The organism is Ruegeria sp. AF3 (assembly GCF_056536285.1).
In genome coordinates, this window is the sequence record NZ_JBQFJM010000001.1 from 2,566,622 (window position 1) to 2,586,033 (window position 19,412).

At 59.2% G+C, this 19,412-nt stretch carries 22 protein-coding genes; 13 read left to right on the forward strand and 9 right to left on the reverse strand.

Annotated elements, in window-relative coordinates:
• The first annotated feature begins 16 nt into the window (after positions 1–16).
• The 3 genes from atpD (at position 17) to ACR3FC_RS12935 (ending at position 2,329) form a co-directional block, all read left to right on the forward strand.
• The gene (gene atpD, locus ACR3FC_RS12925) at positions 17–1,441 is read left to right on the forward strand and encodes a F0F1 ATP synthase subunit beta (protein ID WP_480475437.1); all 1,425 of its coding nucleotides are present in this window, start codon (positions 17–19) and stop codon (positions 1,439–1,441) included.
• Between the two features lie 12 nt (positions 1,442–1,453).
• Entirely contained in the window at positions 1,454–1,864 is a 411-nt protein-coding gene (locus tag ACR3FC_RS12930; protein ID WP_209504801.1) for a F0F1 ATP synthase subunit epsilon, read from the forward strand.
• Positions 1,865–1,978: 114 nt separating this feature from the next.
• Entirely contained in the window at positions 1,979–2,329 is a 351-nt protein-coding gene (locus tag ACR3FC_RS12935) for an H-type lectin domain-containing protein (RefSeq protein ID WP_480475439.1), read from the forward strand.
• A 28-nt stretch (positions 2,330–2,357) separates the two neighbouring features.
• Here the strand turns inward: ACR3FC_RS12935 and rpiB are convergent, their stop codons facing one another.
• Entirely contained in the window at positions 2,358–2,807 is a 450-nt protein-coding gene (gene rpiB / locus ACR3FC_RS12940) for a ribose 5-phosphate isomerase B (protein ID WP_480476904.1), read from the reverse strand.
• A gap of 105 nt (positions 2,808–2,912) precedes the next feature.
• Positions 2,913–3,932 carry a ribose-phosphate pyrophosphokinase gene (locus tag ACR3FC_RS12945; protein WP_480475441.1) on the reverse strand — a complete coding sequence of 340 codons (1,020 nt, stop codon included), beginning with the start codon at positions 3,930–3,932 and terminating at the stop codon, positions 2,913–2,915.
• 107 nt (positions 3,933–4,039) lie between these two features.
• Between ACR3FC_RS12945 and ACR3FC_RS12950 the strand changes: the two genes are divergently transcribed.
• Positions 4,040–4,642 (forward strand): DsbA family protein, encoded by a 603-nt coding sequence (locus tag ACR3FC_RS12950; protein WP_480475443.1) that lies wholly within the window; start codon positions 4,040–4,042, stop codon positions 4,640–4,642.
• Positions 4,643–4,656: 14 nt separating this feature from the next.
• Positions 4,657–5,472, forward strand: a complete 816-nt coding sequence (locus ACR3FC_RS12955; protein WP_480475445.1) for an alpha/beta fold hydrolase — start codon at positions 4,657–4,659, stop codon at positions 5,470–5,472.
• Here the strand turns inward: ACR3FC_RS12955 and ACR3FC_RS12960 are convergent.
• The 3 genes from ACR3FC_RS12960 to ACR3FC_RS12970 are packed head-to-tail and all read right to left on the reverse strand — an operon-like array spanning position 5,459 to position 7,895.
• Positions 5,459–6,493 carry a threonine aldolase family protein gene (locus ACR3FC_RS12960; RefSeq protein ID WP_480475447.1) on the reverse strand — a complete coding sequence of 345 codons (1,035 nt, stop codon included), beginning with the start codon at positions 6,491–6,493 and terminating at the stop codon, positions 5,459–5,461. The genes ACR3FC_RS12955 and ACR3FC_RS12960 overlap by 14 nt on opposite strands.
• Positions 6,493–6,966, reverse strand: a complete 474-nt coding sequence (locus ACR3FC_RS12965) for a YcgN family cysteine cluster protein (RefSeq protein WP_480475449.1) — start codon at positions 6,964–6,966, stop codon at positions 6,493–6,495. Before ACR3FC_RS12965 ends, ACR3FC_RS12960 begins: the two co-directional genes overlap by 1 nt.
• Positions 6,963–7,895: a bifunctional riboflavin kinase/FAD synthetase gene (locus ACR3FC_RS12970; protein WP_480475451.1), complete on the reverse strand. Its 933-nt coding sequence runs from the start codon at positions 7,893–7,895 to the stop codon at positions 6,963–6,965. The genes ACR3FC_RS12965 and ACR3FC_RS12970 overlap by 4 nt, the downstream gene beginning before the upstream one ends.
• Positions 7,896–8,156: 261 nt before the next feature.
• Between ACR3FC_RS12970 and ACR3FC_RS12975 the strand changes: the two genes are divergently transcribed.
• Together ACR3FC_RS12975 and ACR3FC_RS12980 are read left to right on the forward strand one after the other, a co-directional pair.
• Positions 8,157–8,738, forward strand: coding sequence for a methylenetetrahydrofolate reductase C-terminal domain-containing protein (locus ACR3FC_RS12975; RefSeq protein ID WP_480475453.1), 582 nt, complete (start codon positions 8,157–8,159; stop codon positions 8,736–8,738).
• On the forward strand, positions 8,735–9,724 hold the full coding sequence (locus ACR3FC_RS12980) for a methylenetetrahydrofolate reductase (protein WP_480475455.1): 990 nt from the start codon (positions 8,735–8,737) through the stop codon (positions 9,722–9,724). The genes ACR3FC_RS12975 and ACR3FC_RS12980 overlap by 4 nt, the downstream gene beginning before the upstream one ends.
• Positions 9,725–9,799: 75 nt before the next feature.
• Here the strand turns inward: ACR3FC_RS12980 and ACR3FC_RS12985 are convergent, their stop codons facing one another.
• From ACR3FC_RS12985 to ACR3FC_RS13000, 4 genes are all read right to left on the reverse strand, one after another.
• A complete protein-coding gene (locus ACR3FC_RS12985; protein ID WP_267362989.1) occupies positions 9,800–10,243 on the reverse strand; it encodes a MaoC family dehydratase in 444 nt (147 codons plus the stop codon).
• 101 nt (positions 10,244–10,344) lie between these two features.
• Positions 10,345–11,220: a TIGR01459 family HAD-type hydrolase gene (locus tag ACR3FC_RS12990; protein ID WP_480475457.1), complete on the reverse strand. Its 876-nt coding sequence runs from the start codon at positions 11,218–11,220 to the stop codon at positions 10,345–10,347.
• A 189-nt stretch (positions 11,221–11,409) separates the two neighbouring features.
• Positions 11,410–12,330, reverse strand: coding sequence for a manganese-dependent inorganic pyrophosphatase (locus tag ACR3FC_RS12995; protein WP_480475459.1), 921 nt, complete (start codon positions 12,328–12,330; stop codon positions 11,410–11,412).
• Between the two features lie 110 nt (positions 12,331–12,440).
• Entirely contained in the window at positions 12,441–13,421 is a 981-nt protein-coding gene (locus ACR3FC_RS13000; RefSeq protein WP_480475461.1) for a TraB/GumN family protein, read from the reverse strand.
• Between the two features lie 110 nt (positions 13,422–13,531).
• On the opposite strand from ACR3FC_RS13000, the gene ACR3FC_RS13005 reads away from it, so the two are divergent.
• The 6 genes from ACR3FC_RS13005 to ACR3FC_RS13030 all read left to right on the forward strand — a co-directional run bounded on the left by ACR3FC_RS13005 (position 13,532) and on the right by ACR3FC_RS13030 (position 19,386).
• The gene (locus ACR3FC_RS13005; protein WP_480475463.1) at positions 13,532–14,206 is read left to right on the forward strand and encodes a DUF2161 domain-containing phosphodiesterase; all 675 of its coding nucleotides are present in this window, start codon (positions 13,532–13,534) and stop codon (positions 14,204–14,206) included.
• Positions 14,207–14,358: 152 nt separating this feature from the next.
• The gene (gene groES, locus ACR3FC_RS13010; RefSeq protein WP_209504786.1) at positions 14,359–14,646 is read left to right on the forward strand and encodes a co-chaperone GroES; all 288 of its coding nucleotides are present in this window, start codon (positions 14,359–14,361) and stop codon (positions 14,644–14,646) included.
• Positions 14,647–14,699: 53 nt separating this feature from the next.
• The gene (groL, locus tag ACR3FC_RS13015) at positions 14,700–16,337 is read left to right on the forward strand and encodes a chaperonin GroEL (RefSeq protein ID WP_480475465.1); all 1,638 of its coding nucleotides are present in this window, start codon (positions 14,700–14,702) and stop codon (positions 16,335–16,337) included.
• 246 nt (positions 16,338–16,583) lie between these two features.
• On the forward strand, positions 16,584–17,435 hold the full coding sequence (locus ACR3FC_RS13020; protein WP_480475467.1) for a DMT family transporter: 852 nt from the start codon (positions 16,584–16,586) through the stop codon (positions 17,433–17,435).
• 29 nt (positions 17,436–17,464) lie between these two features.
• Complete coding sequence (locus tag ACR3FC_RS13025; RefSeq protein ID WP_480475469.1) at positions 17,465–18,238, forward strand: alpha/beta fold hydrolase; 774 nt, start codon at positions 17,465–17,467, stop codon at positions 18,236–18,238.
• Positions 18,235–19,386 (forward strand): alpha-D-ribose 1-methylphosphonate 5-triphosphate diphosphatase, encoded by a 1,152-nt coding sequence (locus tag ACR3FC_RS13030; protein WP_480475471.1) that lies wholly within the window; start codon positions 18,235–18,237, stop codon positions 19,384–19,386. The genes ACR3FC_RS13025 and ACR3FC_RS13030 overlap by 4 nt, the downstream gene beginning before the upstream one ends.
• Positions 19,387–19,412: the final 26 nt, after the last annotated feature.

Genomic DNA, 19,412 nt, shown 5'->3' on the forward strand with positions numbered 1-19,412 from the left:
AAACCGGAGACGAAACATGGCGAATGCAAAAGGCAAAGTCACACAGATCATCGGGGCCGTCGTCGACGTGCACTTCGAAGATCAGCTGCCTGAAATTCTGAACGCGCTGGAAACCACCAACAATGGCAAGCGCCTGGTGTTGGAAGTTGCTCAGCACCTGGGTGAAAACACAGTCCGTACCATCGCGATGGACGCGACCGAAGGTCTGGTCCGTGGCGAAGTGGTCACGGACACCGGTTCACCGATCTCGGTTCCGGTTGGCAATGCCACCCTGGGCCGCATCCTGAACGTCGTCGGCGAGCCGATCGACGAAAAAGGTCCGGTAGAGGCGACCGAAGTTCGCGCTATCCACCAGCCCGCACCGACCTTTGCCGAACAGTCGACCGAGTCGGAAGTTCTGGTCACCGGCATCAAGGTGGTTGACCTGCTGGCCCCTTACGCCAAAGGCGGTAAGATTGGCCTGTTTGGCGGCGCCGGCGTTGGTAAAACTGTTCTGATCATGGAACTGATCAACAACATCGCAAAAGTGCACTCGGGCTTCTCGGTGTTTGCGGGTGTTGGTGAACGGACCCGTGAAGGCAACGACCTGTACCACGAGATGATCGAATCGAACGTGATCAAGCCGGACAACCTGTCGGAAAGCCAGGTGGCCCTGGTTTACGGTCAGATGAACGAGCCTCCGGGTGCGCGTGCGCGTGTTGCTCTGACCGGTCTGACCCTGGCCGAGCAGTTCCGCGACCAGTCTGGTACCGACGTTCTGTTCTTCGTCGACAACATCTTCCGCTTCACGCAGGCGGGTTCCGAAGTGTCGGCTCTGCTGGGTCGTATCCCGTCCGCTGTGGGCTACCAGCCGACACTGGCCACTGACATGGGTGCCCTGCAGGAACGCATCACCTCGACAAAGGCCGGATCGATCACTTCGGTGCAGGCGATCTACGTGCCTGCGGACGACTTGACCGACCCCGCGCCGGCAACTTCGTTTGCGCACCTCGACGCGACCACCGTTCTCAACCGTGCGATCTCGGAAAAGGGTATCTACCCTGCGGTTGACCCGCTCGACTCGACCTCGCGCCTGCTCGACCCGGCCATCGTCGGGGAAGAGCACTACAAGGTTGCGACCGACGTTCAGCAGATCCTCCAGCGCTACAAGTCGCTGCAGGACATCATCGCCATCCTCGGCATGGACGAACTGTCGGAAGAGGACAAGCTGACCGTGGCCCGTGCCCGTAAGATCGAACGCTTCCTGTCACAGCCGTTCGACGTGGCCGAGGTCTTCACCGGCTCGCCGGGGGTTCAGGTTCCTCTGGATGTCACCATCTCGTCGTTCAAGGCCGTTGTGGCTGGCGAATACGATCACCTGCCCGAAGCAGCCTTCCTGATGGTTGGCGGCATCGACGAAGTGATCGCCAAAGCCGAAAAAATGGCAGCAGCAGCCGCCTAAGGAGTATCCCTGATGGCAAACACGATGCATTTCGACCTCGTCAGCCCCGAGCGGAGCTTAGCTTCGCTCGAGGTCACCGCGGTCCAGATTCCCGGCGCAGACGGGGACATGACGGCGATGCCCGATCACGCCCCCACCATCACAACGCTGCGCCCCGGTCTGCTGAAGGTTGAGGCACCCGAAGGGTCCAGCGAATACCTGGTCACCGGCGGGTTTGCCCAGATCAACGGCGACAGCCTGTCGGTTCTGGCCGAAAAGGCGGTTCCGGTTTCGGAAATCACCCGTTCGCATATGGACGAGCTGATTGCCGAGGCACGCGCCTCGCACGAAGCGGCAAAGGGCGGCGACGATATGTCGATCGTCGACGAAGCCGCCAAGCTGCTGGCCGACATGGAAGCCCTTGGGACGCATATGAGCCTGTAATTGGCTTAACAGTGAAAAATTGGAACGGCCTCGCGATTGCGGGGCCGTTTTTTTGTCGTGCTTTTGCCAAAAAGCAGGGATAAGTTGCGGAAATTCAAGTATAATGATGAATACATGAAAAAATTTCTGACCCATCCCATTGGCATCGATCAAGGTGAAAGTGTTCTGTTTTCGGAATTTGCCGAAGGCGGGGACATGTGGACTGGCGAAGGCCCCCGCGAACGTCGGAAACCCATCCAATTCAAGGACACGTTTCTTAGCCCGCCCATTGTTCATATCGGGATTTCCCTTTGGGATGTCGACACATCATCAGCCCTGCGCGCCGAGGTTCAGGCAGAAAATGTCACCACAGAAGGGTTTGAAGCGGTGTTTCGGACTTGGTCCGACACGCGGATTGCCCGCATCCGGATCAGCTGGACCGCGTTTGGAGAGGTGGCGCACCCGGACGACTGGGACATTTCCTGATCCTGGGCTTGCAGGACAGGCGCAGGCCTCAGTCGTCCTGCGCTTCGATCATGTCGACCCGTGTGGCGTGGCGGCCGCCTTCAAATTCGGCACCCAGAAACGCATCCACAATATCCAGCGCCTGTCCTTCGCCGACAACACGCGCGCCAATCGACAGCATATTGGCATTGTTATGCTGGCGGATCATCCGGGCGGAAAACGCGTCCGAACAGACGCCGCAGCGAATGCCGGGCACCTTGTTTGCGGCCATCATGATGCCCTGACCCGTGCCGCAGAGGATAATCCCCAATCCGCAATCACCCGAGGCTACGGCCAGTGCCGCGGCCTTGCCGTGTTTGGGGTAATGGGTGCTTTCATGGGTCGTCGGGCCGATATCGACCACGTCCCAGCCTTGCTGCGCGATGTGGTTGGCCACGGCCTGACGCAGCTCGATAGCCGCGTGGTCGCTGGAAAGAACAATGCGTTTGTTGCCAGTCATGGAGATCGGTCCGCTTGTGTCGCTGATCGCGCGCATGAGGCAGACTTGTGCGCAACCGGTGGTTCAAAAAGAAAGGGACGACACATTCTGTCGACCCGTCCAAACTCAATCCATCTGGTACATGGATTCGTAGATCGGCGTCAGCGTCTTGTCTTCGAACAGGGATGACACGCTGGTTCCGTTCCAGATGTTCAGGATCGCCTGCGTAAAGATAGGCGCGGTCGGAACAATGCGGATGTTCTTGGCGCCCAAAATCTCTTTGGTTGGCTGGATCGTGTCGGTCAGCACCAGCGACTTCATCACCGAATTTGTCACCCGTTCCACCGCAGGGCCGCTCATGACGCCATGCGTGATGTAGGAATGAACCTCTTTCGCACCGTTATCCAGCAGCACCTGCGCTGCCTTGCACAGCGTTCCGGCGGTGTCGCACATGTCGTCGACGATCAGACAGATCTTGTCCTTCACATCCCCGATCACGGTCATCTCGGCCACTTCGCCCGCTTTCTCGCGGCGCTTGTCCACGATCGACAAAGGGGCGTTGATCCGCTTGGCCAGTTCACGCGCGCGGGCCACGCCGCCCACGTCAGGTGAAACGACCATGATTTCATCCAGATTTCCCTTGAACTGATGCCTCACATCCAGCGCAAAGATGGGCGAGGCATAAAGGTTGTCCACGGGCATATCGAAAAAGCCCTGAATCTGGGCCGCATGCAAGTCCATGGTCAGGATCCGTTCGATCCCGGCCCCTGTCAGCATGTTGGCCACCAGCTTGGCGCTGATGGGCGTGCGGGCCTTGGTGCGACGGTCCTGACGGGCGTACCCGAAATACGGGATCACGGCGGTGATCCGCTGCGCGGACGACCGGCGCAGCGCATCGGCGATGATCAGCAGTTCCATCAGGTTGTCATTGGCCGGGTTCGAGGTCGGTTGGATAATGAACATATCCTCGCCGCGCACATTTTCGAACACTTCCACGAAAATCTCACCGTCGTTGAACCGTTCGACACGCGCATCGACCAGACCCTGATCAACGCCTCGGTACAGGCTCATGCGGCGTGCGATGGCTTGGGCAAGCGGAAGGTTGGCGTTCCCAGCGATAAGCTTGGGTTCGTGAAGTGTCGGCATCGGCTGAGGTCCCCGGGCAGCAATGGCAATGTGACAGAATCGTGATGTTGACACCGCTTAGCATGGCCTTACCGTCCCGCAAAGGTAACGCAGCGGAGAAAGTGCACATGACCCAGATTGACTACTTTTTTGCGACACTCTCGCCCTATTCCTATCTGGCAGGGATGCGGTTGGAAGAAATCGCGGCGAAACACGGCGCGACGATCAACTATAAGCCGCTGGACATTATCGCCCTGTTCGCGCGCACCGGGGGGACCCCTCCGAAAGACCGGCATATCTCTCGTATGGAGTACCGCGCACAGGAGCTGCTGCGCCAATCGAAGAATCTGGGGATGGAGTTCAATCTGAAACCCGCGCACTGGCCGACCAACATGGCCCCGTCATCTTATGCGGTTATTGCCGCGATCAAGGACGGCTCGGGCGATGTGGGTAAGCTGTGTCATAGCTTCCTTCGCGCCTGCTGGGCCGAGGAAAAGGATATCGCACAGGACGATGTAATCCGCGAATGTCTGACGCAAGCCGGGTTTGATCCCGGTCTGGCAGACAGCGGCTTGCTGGTGGGGGCAGAAACCTATGCCGCCAACCTCGAGGAAGCCGTGGATCGGGGTGTCTTCGGCGCACCGTTCTACATCACGCCCGACGACCAGCGGTTCTGGGGTCAGGACAGGTTGGACGATCTGGACCGGCATCTGGCCAAGATGAACGGGTGACGGTCAGGGCCACGATGCAATCCGTTTTCGTCAGGCACTTGGGTGAGGGGGAGCGGAAACTGCTCGCCCTCCATTGCACGATTGCGCATTCCGGTGCTTGGTCAGGTTTGGCCAGTTCGCTGAATGGTTGTGCGACATTTGTTGCTCCGGATATGCTGTCGCATGGGCGCAGCCCGGATTGGGACGGGCAGGTTGATTTCTTTGACGCAGTGACAAGACCGGCCTTGGCTGAATTGACGAAACCCATGGATGTGATCGGGCATTCCTTTGGGGCGATGATCGCACTCAGGTTGGCGATTGAACATCCCGAGCGCGTGCGCAGCCTGATCCTGATCGAACCCGTGTTCTTTGCAGTTGCGAAACAGGATGCGCCGCTGTTGTTCGAACAGCACGAACGGGACTCCGAGCCAGTCAGTGCGGCCTTCGCGTCTGGTGACAAGGTATTGGCCGCGCGCCTGTTCAACAGGGCGTGGAGCACGAAGATCAGCCCCAAATGGCCTGATTTGCCCGAGCGCACGCGGGCAAATATGGTGCGTGGAATCGATGCGGTTCCGGCTGTGCACCCTGTGCTCTATGACGATCAGGCAGGGTTGCTTGACCCGGATCGGCTCCGGCGCGCATCGATGCCGATCCTGTTGCTGAGCGGGTCAGAGACGCCGCCAGTGATCCACGCGATTTGCGCAGGGCTGCAACGGCGCCTGCCTGATGCGCGCCATGAACGCATCAACGGCGCAGGGCACATGCTGCCGATTTCACATCCTGATGAAACCGGCGCTTTGTTGCGGGCGTTCTGGCAGGCCAACGCTCCGTTAGGCGTCAAAGCAGATTGAGAAACTGATCGATCTCCGCCGCTCCTATGGACCAGTCGCAAACCAGCCTGCACGCGAGGTTTTCGTTGTTATCCTCGCCTTCCAGCTCTGCCCCCCAAAGGTGATAAACCGCGCCTGCCTTGTGCAGTTGCTTGTGCTTCGCGCGTGGGAATGAGGCAAAGATCATATTGGCCTGCGGTTCGTGCAGAAATGCGGCCCCCTTGGCGCGCAACCCCTCGGCCAAGCGGGCGCAGTTGTCATTGGCCTGACGCGCCATCTTCAGCCACAGGTGGTCTTCCAGATAGGCCGCCATCTGAGCGGACAGATAGCGGTGTTTGGAAAACAGATGCGCCCCGCGCTTGCGCCGCAGCTCAAACTCCCAGGCTTTGCTTTCATCAAAGAACACAACCGCCTCGACACCCATGAGACCGTTCTTGGTGCCACCAAAACTGACAGCATCTACACCTGCTTTCCATGTCATATCCGCAGGGGAACAGTTCAGCGCAACCAACGCGTTGGTAAAGCGCGCGCCGTCCAGATGCACGGGCAGGCCGTACGTCTTGGCGACCTCGCACAGGGCCTGCAACTCTGCCAGCGAATAGACCGATCCGCGCTCGGTCACTTGTGTGATCGACACGGGTCCGCGCTGCGGCCCATGCACACCGCGTGTTTCTTCGCCCAGAATTGACCCGCGCAGCGCCTCAGGGGTCATCTTGTCTCCGCCCGGAACCAGGGTCAGCTTGGCGCCGCTGTAAAATTCCGGTGCGTTGCATTCGTCCTCGTGGATATGCGCGACTGGGGAACAGAAAACCGTTTCCCAAGGCTTTGACAATGTTGCAAGGGCCAGCGAATTCGCCGCTGTCCCGGTCGCCACCAGATAGACCGCAGCACCCGGAGCCTCGAAGATGCTGCGGATACGGTCGCGCACCTCGTTCATCAGCGTATCCGCACCATAGGCCATCTGATAGCCCTGATTGACCTCGGCCAGCCTGGCCATGACCTGCGGATGAACCGGCCCGGAATTGTCAGACGCGAAATGCATCAGCTTGGCTCCTCGATTATGTAATCTTCCCACTCTTCCATGGGTGTCTCAAACTCGGACACTGTGCGCCCCTGAACCGAGATCCCGGCGGCATGCACACTGTCCGCTGTACCAGATATCAACGGGTGCCAGTCGTAAAGCGGTTTGCCTTCCCACAGCAACCGATACGCGCAGGTTTGTGGCAACCAATAGGCATGTTCGTCGATATTGTCGGGGGTCATGACGATGCATTCGGGCACGAATTGATGCCGGATGTCATATTGTACGCAGCGGCAGCTTTCATCATCCAGCAAGCGGCAGGCGACGCAGGTCAGGGCAACCTCGCCCGTGTCTTCATCTTCCAGCTTGTTCAGGCAGCATTTGCCGCAGCCATCACACAACGCCTCCCACTCGCGCTGGTTCATTTGGCGCAGGGGTTTGCGCTCCCAAAACCGGGCAGGCAGGTCTGTGCGTTCAATCGGATCAACACTCATAGGGTGGTCAATATACCGCGGGCCTGTTTGCAGTCGGCATCCATCTGCGTGATCAGACTCTCCAGCCCGTCAAATGTCATCTCGGGGCGCAGAAAGTCGATCAGACCCACCGACAGCGTCGCCCCGTACAGATCGCCCGAAAAGTCGAACAGGAAGGTTTCGATATTGGGCACCTGGCCGTTAAACATCGGACGCACCCCGATCGAGGCCGCACCGTGATAGCTGCCCTTGTGCGGCCCATCCAACACATCCACTAGTACGGCGTAGACCCCGAACTTTGGCGGGTGCAGCCCTTCGATGGACATATTCGCGGTGGGAAAGCCCAGCTCACGCCCGCGCTGCTCGCCCCCGATCACTTCGCCTTCGATCCGGTGCCAGTGTCCCAGCATCGCGGCTGCGTCCCGTGGTCGGCCGTCGCTCAGCGCGGTGCGAATGGCGGTTGAGGACACAACGTTTTCCGACCGTTCCATCAAAGGCGCAATCGTCACGCCGAACCCCATGTCCCGCCCGAACCGCACCAGATCCTGCGCCGTGCCGCTGCGGCCCTTGCCAAAGCAGAAATCGGCCCCCACCACGACATGCGACAGGCCCAGCCCGTCGCAGATCACGTTGCGTGCAAACTCTTCCGGCGATAGCCCTGCCAGCGCGGCGTTGAACGGCAATTCATACAGCTTCTCTACGCCCAGCTTTTCCAGCCGGTGCGCCCGCGCATTGCCCCGCATCAGGCGGAACGGAGGCGTGTCCGGCGCAAAATACTCCCGCGGATGCGGTTCGAAGGTCAACACACCCAGCGGCGCGTCTGGCGCAGCATTACGGGCCAGTTCGATGACCGACTGGTGCCCCAAATGAACGCCGTCGAAATTCCCGATTGCCACGCTGGCGCCGCGATCTTCTGGCTGGACGAACTGGATATCCCGGATGATGTGCATAGACGATTGCGTAGCGGCGCGAGTCAATTTGTTCAAGCGGCAGTTTGAATTCCAAGAATGCGATCCTGCGAATGAGCCTTGAACATTTCGCTTGGCCGGGAAAATGCACATGGCCAATCCAAGTATATCAGGCCAGGCGCCTCCAACCGCTTGATTCAAAAAAAACTCTGGGTTTAGACTGAAAATCCGGTCCCCTGGATTAAGGCGCACCGGATCAAAGCCCGGCCAGGTTCGAACGAACCCAGCACAGGAGGCAGACCCATGTACCGAATGCGACTGTTCGCGATTCGTCATGCCCGCACTTTCGAGTGGATCTATAAATGTGTCGAACGCGGCATGGTCGCGATGGACCCGATATTTGCAAAGATCGGATATAACCGCGTCGAACGCCCCATCGCACTGGTCGAGAAGGGCGTCAAAACCCTGTTGTTTGATTGCAAGATGTGCGGGCAATGCGTGTTGTCATCCACCGGAATGTCCTGCCCGATGAACTGCCCAAAGCAATTGCGTAATGGCCCCTGTGGCGGCGTACGTCCCGGCGAGTTCTGCGAGGTAAAGCCGGATATGAAGTGCGTCTGGGCCCTGGCCTGGAACGGAGCCAGCCGCATGCGGGACGGAGCCGACAAGATAAAAGAAGTTCTGCCACCGGTGGAGCACACGTTGAAAGGCTCGTCATCCTGGTTGCGGGTCAGCCGCGAGATTGCAGCGCACGAGCGCGAGACCCGGGATGCTGCCCGATTGGCGCTGGCCGAGGCATTCCCCGAAGCGCGCGAGAATGAACCTTCTGCGGCACCACTGGCCGCCGAACCACCCAACGCGATAAACCGGGAACTGAAGAAATGAGTGATACCCATCGCAACGAGGTGGAGCCGATTGGCTATGTTCCGGTTCCCCAAGGATATGTGTCGCACAGCCGGTTGGAAAAGGTACTCCGTTCAGGCCGTTTCGCAGTCACCGCCGAATTGAACCCACCCGACAGTGCCGACCCCGAGGATGTTTTTCAGGCGGCCCAACCGCTTGGTGAAGTGGCTGACGCGATCAATGCAACCGATGCTTCGGGCGCGAACTGTCACATGTCCTCGATTGGGATTTGTGCCTTGCTGACGCGCGCGGGTTATTCTCCGGTCTATCAGATTTCCTGCCGCGACCGGAACCGGATTGCCATTCAGGGAGATGTTCTGGGGGCTGCGGCGTTGGGCGTCAGTAACGTGCTGTGCCTGACCGGCGACGGCGTCGGCGTCGGGGATCAGCCGGGGGCAAAACCGGTTTTCGATTTCGATTCCCTGACCCTGTTGCGGACGATCCGCACGATGCGCGATCAGGGAATGTTCCTTTCTGGTCGTAAGATCACGCGCCCGCCGCAACTGTTCCTTGGTGCTGCCGAAAACCCCTGTATCCCGCCTTATGACTGGCGACCTGACCGTCTGGCAAAGAAGGTTGAGGCCGGGGCCGAGTATATTCAGACCAATTACATCTACGACATTCCGCTGTTCGAGAAATTCATGGCGCGGGTGAGGGATGCGGGGCTGGACAAGAAAGTGTTCATCATCGCGGGCGTCGGCCCCATCGCGTCAGCGCGTGCGGCACGCTGGATGCGCAGCAATGTTCCCGGCATTCACATCCCCGATCAGGTCATCGAGCGGATGGAGAAAGCCGAAAAGCCAGCTGACGAGGGCAAGAAGATCTGTATCGAACTGATCCAGCAGATCCGCGATATCGCGGGGGTGTCCGGCGTTCATGTGATGGCCTACAGGCGCGAACACGTGGTGTCAGAGATCATTCTGGAATCCGGTGCGTTGAAAGGGCGAAAACGCGCCCGACCGTCCTGAAAGGCACAGGCAAAAAACAGCGTCCAAACAAAAAAGGCGCCGGTCGGGCGCCTTTTGCATGGAAGTGTTCGCCGATCAGTCGAACTTGCGCGACGGGGCCAGTACCATGGCTTCACCGATCAGAACCTTCTTGCCCTCGACCGAGCAATGGCAATCCAGTTTGACGCGACGCTTGGAAAAGTCGATGTCGATAACTTTGACCTCGGCGTAAACCATGTCACCGGGGCGCACGGGGGCCAGGAACTTCAGTGACTGCCCCATATAGACCGTGCCATGGCCCGGCAGTTGTTCGCCAATCACGGCCGAAATCAGCCCAGCTGTCAGCATCCCGTGCGCGATGCGCCCTTCGAAGATTGTATCGCGGGCATAATCATCATCCAGATGCACCGGATTCCGGTCTGTCGAGATCTGCGCAAACATCTCGATATCTTCGTCCGTCACCACTTTGCGCAGGTGGCGGGACATGCCCATTTCGATGTCTTCGATACAGATCGTTCCGCGTGGAAGATTGTCCAACATGTTGCCCTCACTCGAAATCGACCGAGAAAGAAAAAACCACTATCCGGCCTAGGTTGGCAACTTTATTACTTCGCAACTGCAGAAAATCAAGTCTTTTCTTGCTATCTCAATCGCCCGATTGTGTAGGTCGGGTTGATCTTTTCCCTTTCGATATAAGCCGTTAGGGATTCGTGATCCGGATGGTGCGACGTTTTTGTCTCAGCAGCCGCCAGCCCGCCCGAAATGAACAGGGAATCAATGCCTTCACCCATGCCCCCCAGAATGTCCGTATGGGGGCCGTCGCCGATCACCAGAATGTCGCTGTCCGGGATATCATGGCCCAGTTCCTGCAACCTGCGGCGCGCCAGATCGTAGATCGGTGGGTGCGGCTTGCCGAAATACAGGCTCTCGCCGCCCATCTCGGTATAGAGCTTTGCCAAAGCGCCTGCACACCATTCGCGCACCTCGCCGCGATCGACAACAATGTCGGGGTTTGCGCACAGCAGCTTCATGCCCATCTGTTTGGCATAGAGGAAATCGGGGCGGTTCACGTCCGGGTCGGCCATCGGATCAAAGGGACCACAGCAGACGATCCCTTCGGCCTCTCTCAGCGGGACACGTTCAATATGGATCGGGTGGTGCAGCAGTTTCAGGGGCTCGAAAAAGCCCGCATCGCGCTGCCATTCCCCCATGAAGTAAACCTTGTGCCCGACAGCACCACGGAACATCGCCGACCGTGCGGAATCGCCGCTGGTGGCAATGGTGTCATAGGCATCTGCGGGAACATTGAACTGCACCAGTTGCTCGGCCACACCCGCACGGGGTTTGGGCGAGTTCGTGACCAGCACAACAAGCCCCCCGTCCGCGCGATAGGCTTGAAGGGCTGCGACAGCTTCGGGATAGGCCGTGATCCCGTTGTGAACGCACCCCCACAGATCGACAAACAACGCTTTGTAGCGGGTAGAGATTTCGGACAGCGCGTGAACGATCTGGGTCATATGTGGCCTCAAGCTGAAACTGCACGAGCCTTATGACCTATTGGCAAGGGATTGGCCACCAATCGATCGGTGGCCGCCCTGTATTTCGTCGGTTGGGTAAAGGTCTGTTTAAGCGCAATGCCGAAGGCGCAGACTGAAGACCAATAATGCGAGGCCCGTTTTATTCAGAATGACGGACCCAGTGTTTTTTCAGACCTTCAGGTTCGGAATGATCTGCTTTTTACGGCTCATGATGCCCGGCAGAACCACGGCGTCGCCATCGACGGATGCACCAAAGCTTTTCTCGGCAACGGTTTTGACCAGATCATTGGGCACCAGCAGGGTGGCTTCCTCGTTCAGGATATCGACGACGAACAGCAGCACCTGATCGACACCGTCTTCTTTGGCGACATCCACCATCGAACCCGCCAGGCTTGCCTTGCGGTCCAGAATGACACCCGGCGCAGTGGTTTCCAGAACCGAGACGCGGAATTTGGTGCCATCGACTTCGTATTCCTTGCTGTCCATGCGGATCAGTTCGGCATCCGAGAAGGACGAGACATCCGATTTCGCCGCAAACATATCTGCCGCGTAAGCCGAGATATCCAGCTCCAACTCGGCTGCCAGCCGCTCTGCGACCTCGCGGTCATGGGGCGTGGTGGTGGGCGAGCGGAATTCCAGCGTGTCCGAAAGGATGCAGGTCAGTGCCGCGCCCTTGATGGCGTCGGGCATCTTGGCTGCATCGTCGCCCATCAGGTCAACCATGATGGTGGCCGTGCAGGCCAGCGGGCGCACGGTGATGTCGATCGGGCCTTTGGTTTCCAGACCACCGACCAGCTTGTGGTGGTCGATAATGGCGCGGATGTCAGCGTCATTGACGTTGGCGGGCAGTTCGGCAGGGTTGTTGGTGTCGACGATAACCACCGGAGTGTCCGCTGCCAGATCGTCCAGGATGCGTGGTTTGGGCAGATCCCAGTTGTCCAGCATGAACGCCGCTTCGGTGTTGGGCTCGCCCAACAGCACGGGCTCGGCCTGCACACCTTTGATTTCGTTGAGGTACCACGACCACAGGATCGGCGAGCCTGTGGAATCGGTGTCGGGGGATTTGTGACCAAATACGAGCGTTGTCATGTCAGCGTCCTGCGGAATGGAAATTTGCGCGCCTTATAGGGCGGACAAACGTCCTTGTCACGCCACAGCAGCCCGTCTGCGACGCTTGGTCTGAAAACCGCTGAACCAGCTTAGAAAGCGGCGCGTGTCAGCGTGTATCCGGCCTGCTCCAGCTGGTTCAGCAAACCGTGGTCATCACTCAGATGACCTGCGCCGACTGCGATCACCGCCGTCTGATCCGTGATGGCCAGAATATGCTCCATCCACAGAGCATTCCGTTGGACAAGCATCTGCTGCTCGAACCCGTTCCATTCCTCATCGAAGACGTCCCGGCTCAGCCCGGATTCTTTGAACCCCTGCAGGCGGGCGAGTTGTATGATCTCGGCGTGCTTTTCTTCCAGATATCCATTGGCCATGGTGGCCAGTTGATCGTTGCTTCCCATCATCGCCCCGGACAGCCGCACCAGCGACTCGACCTGCTGTTCCAGAGGGTGGCTGTCGAACATGGCGATCAGGTCGTCGATACGTTCCAGCGAGTGTTGCGGAATGCCGTTTTCTGCGGCCAGATCGTTCAGGCGGGCGTCCATGCCGTAGGTCCCGTTCGGATCTTCCATCATGCAGGGCGGGATGCTCAGCATCATGCTCAAGAACCACGGTCGCATTTTGGCCGCCATCCAGCCGGGAATGCCGCGCTGGTTCAACGCGGTCGAGAATGCGGCCCAGTCTTCATCTCCCATCAGGTCGATCAGGGTCGGCCCGGAAGTGATCATTACGGCGCTGAGATTATTGGCCAGATTCTTTTCGAAAGCATCCATGTCTGTCTGGGTGACTTCGAAATAGAACGCGTCAGCCTGGCTCAGGTCCGGAGACAGGCGCTCAACCACCTTTTCCATACGTTCGTCATACGTGTGCAGGGTGCCAATGATGTGCAGAACCGTGTCATCCTTGCGCGCAATCCAGTGGTTGCCTTCCGGAAAGGGGATGTCCGCCACGGCGCGTTGCAACTCGGCCCGCGCGTCATCTGACAGCAGTGGGCGCAGGTCCTGCCCATCGCACGCAGCCGCAGCCGTGATCGGGGCCAGTAGAAAAGCGAGAAACGTCAGCAGGCGCATGAACCCATCCGGTGTTGTGTCATCAAGGTGTCCCAGACATAGCCATGCCTGCGGCCCATGTTCAAGCAACCCGTCTGGTATTCCTCAACAATCTGCGTAGCATAGGCCCCATGAACCGCGAGCAGGACCTCTATCCCCCGATCAAGGCGCTTTTGGAGCGTCAGGGATACACCGTCAAAGGAGAAGTGGGCGCAGCCGATATCGTCGCCATGCGCGAAGACGAGCCGCCTGTGATTGTCGAACTCAAGCTCAGGTTCACGCTGTCCCTGTTCCATCAGGCGATTACCCGCCTGAAACTCACGGATCAGGTCTATATCGGGGTCAGCAAACCCACCGGGCGCACGGCCCGGCGGGCGCTCAGGGACAATCTGGCGCTGTGCCGCAGGCTTGGTCTGGGTCTGATCACCGTACGTGCCGACGGCACGGTCGAGGTGCAATGCGATCCGGGCCCCTATGCGCCGCGCAAGGACAAGGCCAGGGCAGCGCGGCTGCTGCGCGAATTCGATCGGCTGGAGGGCGACCCCAATTCCGGGGGCGCGACACGCCATGGGATCGTGACGGCCTACCGTCAGGATGCGTTGAAATGCGCCGCCTTTCTGGCCGAACACGGCCCAGCCAAAGGGGCCGAGGTTGCCAGATCTGTGGGTGTTCCGGTCGCCACCCGGTTGATGCGGGAAAATCACTATGGGTGGTTCGAGAAGGTTGAAAAAGGTGTCTACGCTCTTACCTCTGAGGGAACAGACGGCTTGAAACACTGGGCGTACAGCTGGGAACAGGCTGACTGAGGCGTTGTTAAAAAAATCCCAAACACCTTGTTGACTCGGCGTTTTAGACTCCCTAGCTATGCGTCGTTATCACTCATACACACCGAGTGCTAACGCCTCGTCGAAAGGCGAGGGGAGGATAAACAAAACTTTGAGCCCAAGGAGCTGCAAAGATGGCATTGAAACCGCTTCATGACCGTGTGCTGGTTCGCCGTACCGAAAGCGATGAAAAAACCGCAGGCGGACTGATCATTCCTGACAGCGCAAAAGAAAAGCCCAGCGAAGGCCAAGTCGTCGCAACCGGCGAAGGCGCGCGCAAGGACAGCGGCGAGCTGATCGCAATGGCGGTCAAGGCTGGCGACAAGATCCTGTTCGGCAAATGGTCGGGCACCGAGGTTCAGGTCGACGGCGAAGAGCTGCTGATGATGAAAGAAAGCGACATCATGGGGATCATCGAGTAAGCCCGCGCTTTCTCTGATCTTCCACTCAACACATTTTCTCAAGGAGAAACGACATGGCTGCAAAGGACGTCAAGTTCGACACCGATGCCCGCAACAAGATGCTCCGGGGTGTGAACATCCTGGCTGATGCTGTCAAAGTGACCCTGGGCCCCAAAGGCCGCAACGTGGTACTGGACAAATCCTTCGGCGCACCGCGCATCACCAAAGACGGTGTTTCGGTTGCCAAGGAAATCGAACTGGAAGACAAGTTCGAAAACATGGGCGCGCAGATGGTGAAAGAAGTCGCCAGCCGCACCAATGACGAAGCCGGTGACGGCACCACCACCGCGACCGTTCTGGCGCAGGCCATCGTAAAAGAAGGCCTGAAGCAGGTTGCAGCGGGCCTGAACCCGATGGACCTGAAGCGCGGTATCGACCTGGCAACAGCCAAAGTTGTCGAAGGCATCCGTGCTGCTTCGCGTGAAGTCAAAGACTCGGCAGAAGTTGCTCAGGTTGGCACCATCTCGGCCAACGGCGAAGCTGAAATTGGCCAGCAGATCGCAGACGCGATGCAGAAGGTCGGCAACGAAGGCGTCATCACCGTCGAAGAAAACAAAGGTCTGGAAACCGAGACCGATGTTGTCGAAGGGATGCAGTTCGATCGTGGCTACCTGTCGCCTTACTTCGTCACCAACGCAGACAAGATGGTGGCCGAGCTTGACGACTGCCTGATCCTGCTGCACGAAAAGAAACTGTCCTCGCTGCAGCCGATGGTTCCGCTGCTCGAGCAGGTGATCCAGTCGCAAAAGCCGCTGCTGATCATTGCAGAAGACGTTGAAGGCGAAGCGCTGGCAACTCTGGTTGTCAACAAACTGCGCGGCGGCCTGAAAATTGCTGCTGTCAAGGCACCGGGCTTCGGCGATCGCCGCAAAGCCATGCTGCAGGACATCGCAATCCTGACCGGTGGTCAGGTGATCAGCGAAGATCTGGGCATGAAGCTTGAGAATGTCACCATGGACATGCTGGGCACCGCCAAGAAGATCGAGATCAGCAAAGACGAAACCACCATCGTCGACGGTGCTGGCGAGAAAGCCGAGATCGAAGCACGTGTTGCCCAGATCCGCACCCAGATCGAAGAAACCTCGTCGGATTACGACCGTGAGAAGCTGCAGGAACGCGTTGCCAAACTGGCAGGCGGTGTTGCCGTTATCCGCGTCGGCGGCATGACCGAAGTTGAAGTGAAAGAGCGTAAGGACCGTGTGGACGATGCTCTGAACGCAACACGCGCAGCCGTTCAGGAAGGCGTCGTTGTAGGCGGTGGTGTTGCTCTGGTTCAGGCCGGTAAAGCACTGGAATCGCTGAAAGGCGCGAACGCTGATCAGGACGCAGGCATCAACATCGTGCGCAAGGCCATCGAAGCGCCGCTGCGCCAGATCGCCGAAAACGCAGGCGTTGACGGCGCGGTTGTTGCAGGCAAAGTGCGCGAGTCTTCGGATCCGGCCTTTGGTTTCAACGCTCAAACCGAAGAATATGGCGACATGTTCTCGTTCGGCGTGATCGACCCGGCCAAAGTTGTTCGTACCGCTCTGGAAGACGCGGCATCTGTTGCCGGCCTGCTGGTCACCACCGAAGCGATGGTTGCAGACAAACCGCAAAAAGATGCACCTGCTGGCGGCATGCCCGACATGGGCGGCATGGGCGGCATGATGTAAGCACGTCGAATTCGCCTCGGCGAATTCTGACGAGCCCTGACAGGCGTTTGGCTGCAAGGTCAAGCTGTCGAGAGGGGAAGCCAAAGTGCTAACGGACGGGGTCGCCTTTTGGCGGCCCCGTTTCGTTCCTGATAGCCGCAATGCGGCCACGCCTCTGGCGGGAGTATTTTGGAAAAGATGAAGGCAGCTCCGCGTGTGCCCGAATTGTGAGTGTCCAACGCGCCGCCAAGTCGGTATGTGGTTGAAATGCGACTGTTCCTTCTGACCGCCCTGACCATGTGCGCCTTTGCGGCGAACTCCATTCTGAACCGGCTGGCTATCGACAGCGGATCCAGTGATCCCGCGGGGTTTGCCATTATCCGGGTTCTGGCGGGGGCGCTGGTTCTGGCCGCACTGGTTGTGCTGCGCAGAGGACATTTGCCGCTGCGCACCTGCAGGCGGTTCATCGGGGCCGGGTCGCTTTCCCTGTATATGATCGGGTTTTCCATTGCCTATCTGACGTTGGATGCGGGGCTGGGCGCGCTTATCCTTTTTGCCGTTGTGCAGATCACCATGTTCGCCGCCAACGCCCTTACCGGGACCAAACCTACCCGGCGGCAACTGGCCGGGGCAGCGATTGCACTGGGTGGTCTGGCCTGTGTCCTGTGGCCCACAGGAACAGTGCAGGTCGATCCAACCGGAACCGTTTTGATGATTGCCGCCGGGATCGGCTGGGCGGCCTATTCACTGGCCGGACGGTCCGAGCCTGACGCATTGCAGGGCACGGCAGCGAATTTCATCGTCGCGCTGCCGGTGACCGCGCTGGCCCTGATGGCCACAGGGGCAGAGTGGCACATGACCGGAATGGGCTATCTCCTCGCGGCCCTTTCGGGTGGCGTAACATCTGGTCTGGGATACGCCTTGTGGTATCGCGTCCTGCCCCGGCTGGCACCTTCGACGGCGGCAGTCGTTCAGCTCAGCGTGCCGGTGATCGCGATTGTGGGCGGCGTGGTGCTGTTGGGGGAAAGCGCGGGTGTGCGGCTGCTTGTTGGTGCGGCGCTGGTTTTGGGCGGTATCGCGCTGGCTGTCCTGCGACGTCAACGCGGGAAGGGCTTTTAACGCAGGCGCACAGGCTTTATCTGGCGGGTATGAGAATTCTGATCGCTCTGCTTCTTTGTCTTATTCCGGCCGTGGCCAACGCGAAATGCGTTGTTCTGCTGCACGGTCTTGCCCGGACCGAGGCGTCGTTTAGCGTGATGGAGCAACTGTTCAAAGCGAATGGCTATTCCGTGGTGCGCCCGGGTTACCCATCGACCGAAATCGGTATCCCCGAACTGGCCGAACAAACCATCCCGCAAGCGTTTGCAGCCTGCGGTACTGATACCGTCAATGTTGTCGCACATTCGATGGGCGGCATCCTGTTGCGGTATTGGTTGCAGGACCACAGCCCTGAAAACATGGTCCGTGTCGTCATGCTGGGGCCGCCCAATCAGGGTAGCCAACTGGTCGATGAACTCAGCGCGTGGGAGGTGTTCGGATACCTAAACGGTCCGGCCGGTCTTCAACTGGGTACGGGCCCGGATGGTATTCCCAGCCGCCTGCCGCCCGTGGATTTCGAACTGGGTGTCATCGCAGGTGACCAGTCATTGAACCTCGTGTTTTCGTCTCTGATCGACGGCCCTGACGATGGCAAGGTGTCGGTCGAGTCCACCAAGGTCGAAGGCATGGCCGATCATCTTGTCTTGCCGGTGACCCACACCTTCATGATGAACAACCCGCAGGTCATGGCGCAGGCCCTGCACTTTATCGAATTTGGCCGGTTTGATCCGCAGATCACTTGGCTGGACGGTGTGATGGACGTAATAGACGAGATCTGTATCGGGCAAAACTGCTCGGAACCGGGGGCGGAGCCATCAGAATGACCGCATTGGAACTGACATTGACCGGAGCAGAGGTCCTGCTACCGGGTGAAGGGCTGTTACGCACAGACCTCGCCATTGCAGATGGGGTGGTTCAGAATGACGCGCCCGGGCGGCGGATTGACCTGACCGGTTATCTAGTTCTGCCAGGTATTGTCGATTTGCACGGCGATGGATTCGAACGCCATATAGCCCCACGTCGCGGCGCGATGAAACAGATGAATGAGGGCATTCTGTCGGTCGAGGCCGAACTGGCCGCCAATGGCATCACCACAGCCGTGCTGGCGCAGTTTTACAGCTGGGAAGGCGGCGTGCGCGGCCCGGACTTTGCCGCGCAGGTGTTTGCGGCCATCGCAGCGGTCAAGGGCAGCACGGTCACCGATCTGATCCCGCAACTGCGGTTCGAGACCAATATGCTCGCGGATTACGACGGGCTGGCCCGTCGCATCGCCGATTGGCAGGTGCCATACGTGGTCTTCAATGATCACCTGCCGCATGATCGTTTGGCACAGGGCAAGAAACCACCGCGCCTGACCGGGCAGGCCTTGAAGGCCGGGCGAAATCCGGAGGCACATTTTGCGATGCTGCTCGACATGCACGCCCACAAGGCTGAGGTTCCGGCGGCGCTTGAAGCGCTCTGTTCGGAGCTTGCGGACATGGGCGTGCGTCTGGGTAGCCACGATGACGCAACTGCCGAGGCGCGCGCTTGGTGGCGCGGCCAAGGGGTGCGCATTGCCGAGTTTCCCGAAACGCTTGAGGCCGCCGAGGCCGCGCGCGCTGCCGGGGATCACGTCATTCTCGGCTCGCCTAATGTGGTCCGCGGCGGCTCGCATAAGGGCAACGCCAGCGCGGTAGAGCTGATCGCCATGGGGCTCTGTGATGCGCTGGCCTCGGATTACCATTATCCCAGTCCACGCCGCGCGGCGCTGATGCTGGCCAAAACCGGGCTGCTGGATTTCGCAGGGGCCTGGGCGCTGATCTCATCCGGCCCCGCGCGGGTGCTGGACTTGCAGGACCGGGGCACGCTTGCCGCGGGCAAACGCGCCGATCTGGTAATCCTTAATGCAACCACTCACCGGGTCGCCGCGACACTGGCGGGCGGGCGCGTCAGCTATATGTCAGGGGATATCGCGTCGCGCTTTGTGGGGTGAAACCAGACCGGCTTCACCTTTTTCCA

Coding starts and splice junctions, on each gene's coding strand:
- ACR3FC_RS12975 (WP_480475453.1), top strand. CDS start 8,157: ATGTACCGAATGCGACTGTTCGCGATTCGTCATGCCCGCACTTTCGAG.
- atpD (WP_480475437.1), top strand. CDS start 17: ATGGCGAATGCAAAAGGCAAAGTCACACAGATCATCGGGGCCGTCGTC.
- ACR3FC_RS13005 (WP_480475463.1), top strand. CDS start 13,532: ATGAACCGCGAGCAGGACCTCTATCCCCCGATCAAGGCGCTTTTGGAG.
- ACR3FC_RS13020 (WP_480475467.1), top strand. CDS start 16,584: ATGCGACTGTTCCTTCTGACCGCCCTGACCATGTGCGCCTTTGCGGCG.
- ACR3FC_RS12995 (WP_480475459.1), bottom strand. CDS start 12,330: ATGACAACGCTCGTATTTGGTCACAAATCCCCCGACACCGATTCCACA.
- ACR3FC_RS12945 (WP_480475441.1), bottom strand. CDS start 3,932: ATGCCGACACTTCACGAACCCAAGCTTATCGCTGGGAACGCCAACCTT.
- ACR3FC_RS12980 (WP_480475455.1), top strand. CDS start 8,735: ATGAGTGATACCCATCGCAACGAGGTGGAGCCGATTGGCTATGTTCCG.
- rpiB (WP_480476904.1), bottom strand. CDS start 2,807: ATGACTGGCAACAAACGCATTGTTCTTTCCAGCGACCACGCGGCTATC.
- ACR3FC_RS13025 (WP_480475469.1), top strand. CDS start 17,465: ATGAGAATTCTGATCGCTCTGCTTCTTTGTCTTATTCCGGCCGTGGCC.
- ACR3FC_RS12965 (WP_480475449.1), bottom strand. CDS start 6,966: ATGAGTGTTGATCCGATTGAACGCACAGACCTGCCTGCCCGGTTTTGG.
- ACR3FC_RS12985 (WP_267362989.1), bottom strand. CDS start 10,243: ATGTTGGACAATCTTCCACGCGGAACGATCTGTATCGAAGACATCGAA.
- ACR3FC_RS12960 (WP_480475447.1), bottom strand. CDS start 6,493: ATGCATTTCGCGTCTGACAATTCCGGGCCGGTTCATCCGCAGGTCATG.
- ACR3FC_RS13000 (WP_480475461.1), bottom strand. CDS start 13,421: ATGCGCCTGCTGACGTTTCTCGCTTTTCTACTGGCCCCGATCACGGCT.
- groL (WP_480475465.1), top strand. CDS start 14,700: ATGGCTGCAAAGGACGTCAAGTTCGACACCGATGCCCGCAACAAGATG.
- ACR3FC_RS12955 (WP_480475445.1), top strand. CDS start 4,657: ATGCAATCCGTTTTCGTCAGGCACTTGGGTGAGGGGGAGCGGAAACTG.
- ACR3FC_RS12935 (WP_480475439.1), top strand. CDS start 1,979: ATGAAAAAATTTCTGACCCATCCCATTGGCATCGATCAAGGTGAAAGT.
- ACR3FC_RS12930 (WP_209504801.1), top strand. CDS start 1,454: ATGGCAAACACGATGCATTTCGACCTCGTCAGCCCCGAGCGGAGCTTA.
- ACR3FC_RS12950 (WP_480475443.1), top strand. CDS start 4,040: ATGACCCAGATTGACTACTTTTTTGCGACACTCTCGCCCTATTCCTAT.
- groES (WP_209504786.1), top strand. CDS start 14,359: ATGGCATTGAAACCGCTTCATGACCGTGTGCTGGTTCGCCGTACCGAA.
- ACR3FC_RS12990 (WP_480475457.1), bottom strand. CDS start 11,220: ATGACCCAGATCGTTCACGCGCTGTCCGAAATCTCTACCCGCTACAAA.
- ACR3FC_RS13030 (WP_480475471.1), top strand. CDS start 18,235: ATGACCGCATTGGAACTGACATTGACCGGAGCAGAGGTCCTGCTACCG.
- ACR3FC_RS12970 (WP_480475451.1), bottom strand. CDS start 7,895: ATGCACATCATCCGGGATATCCAGTTCGTCCAGCCAGAAGATCGCGGC.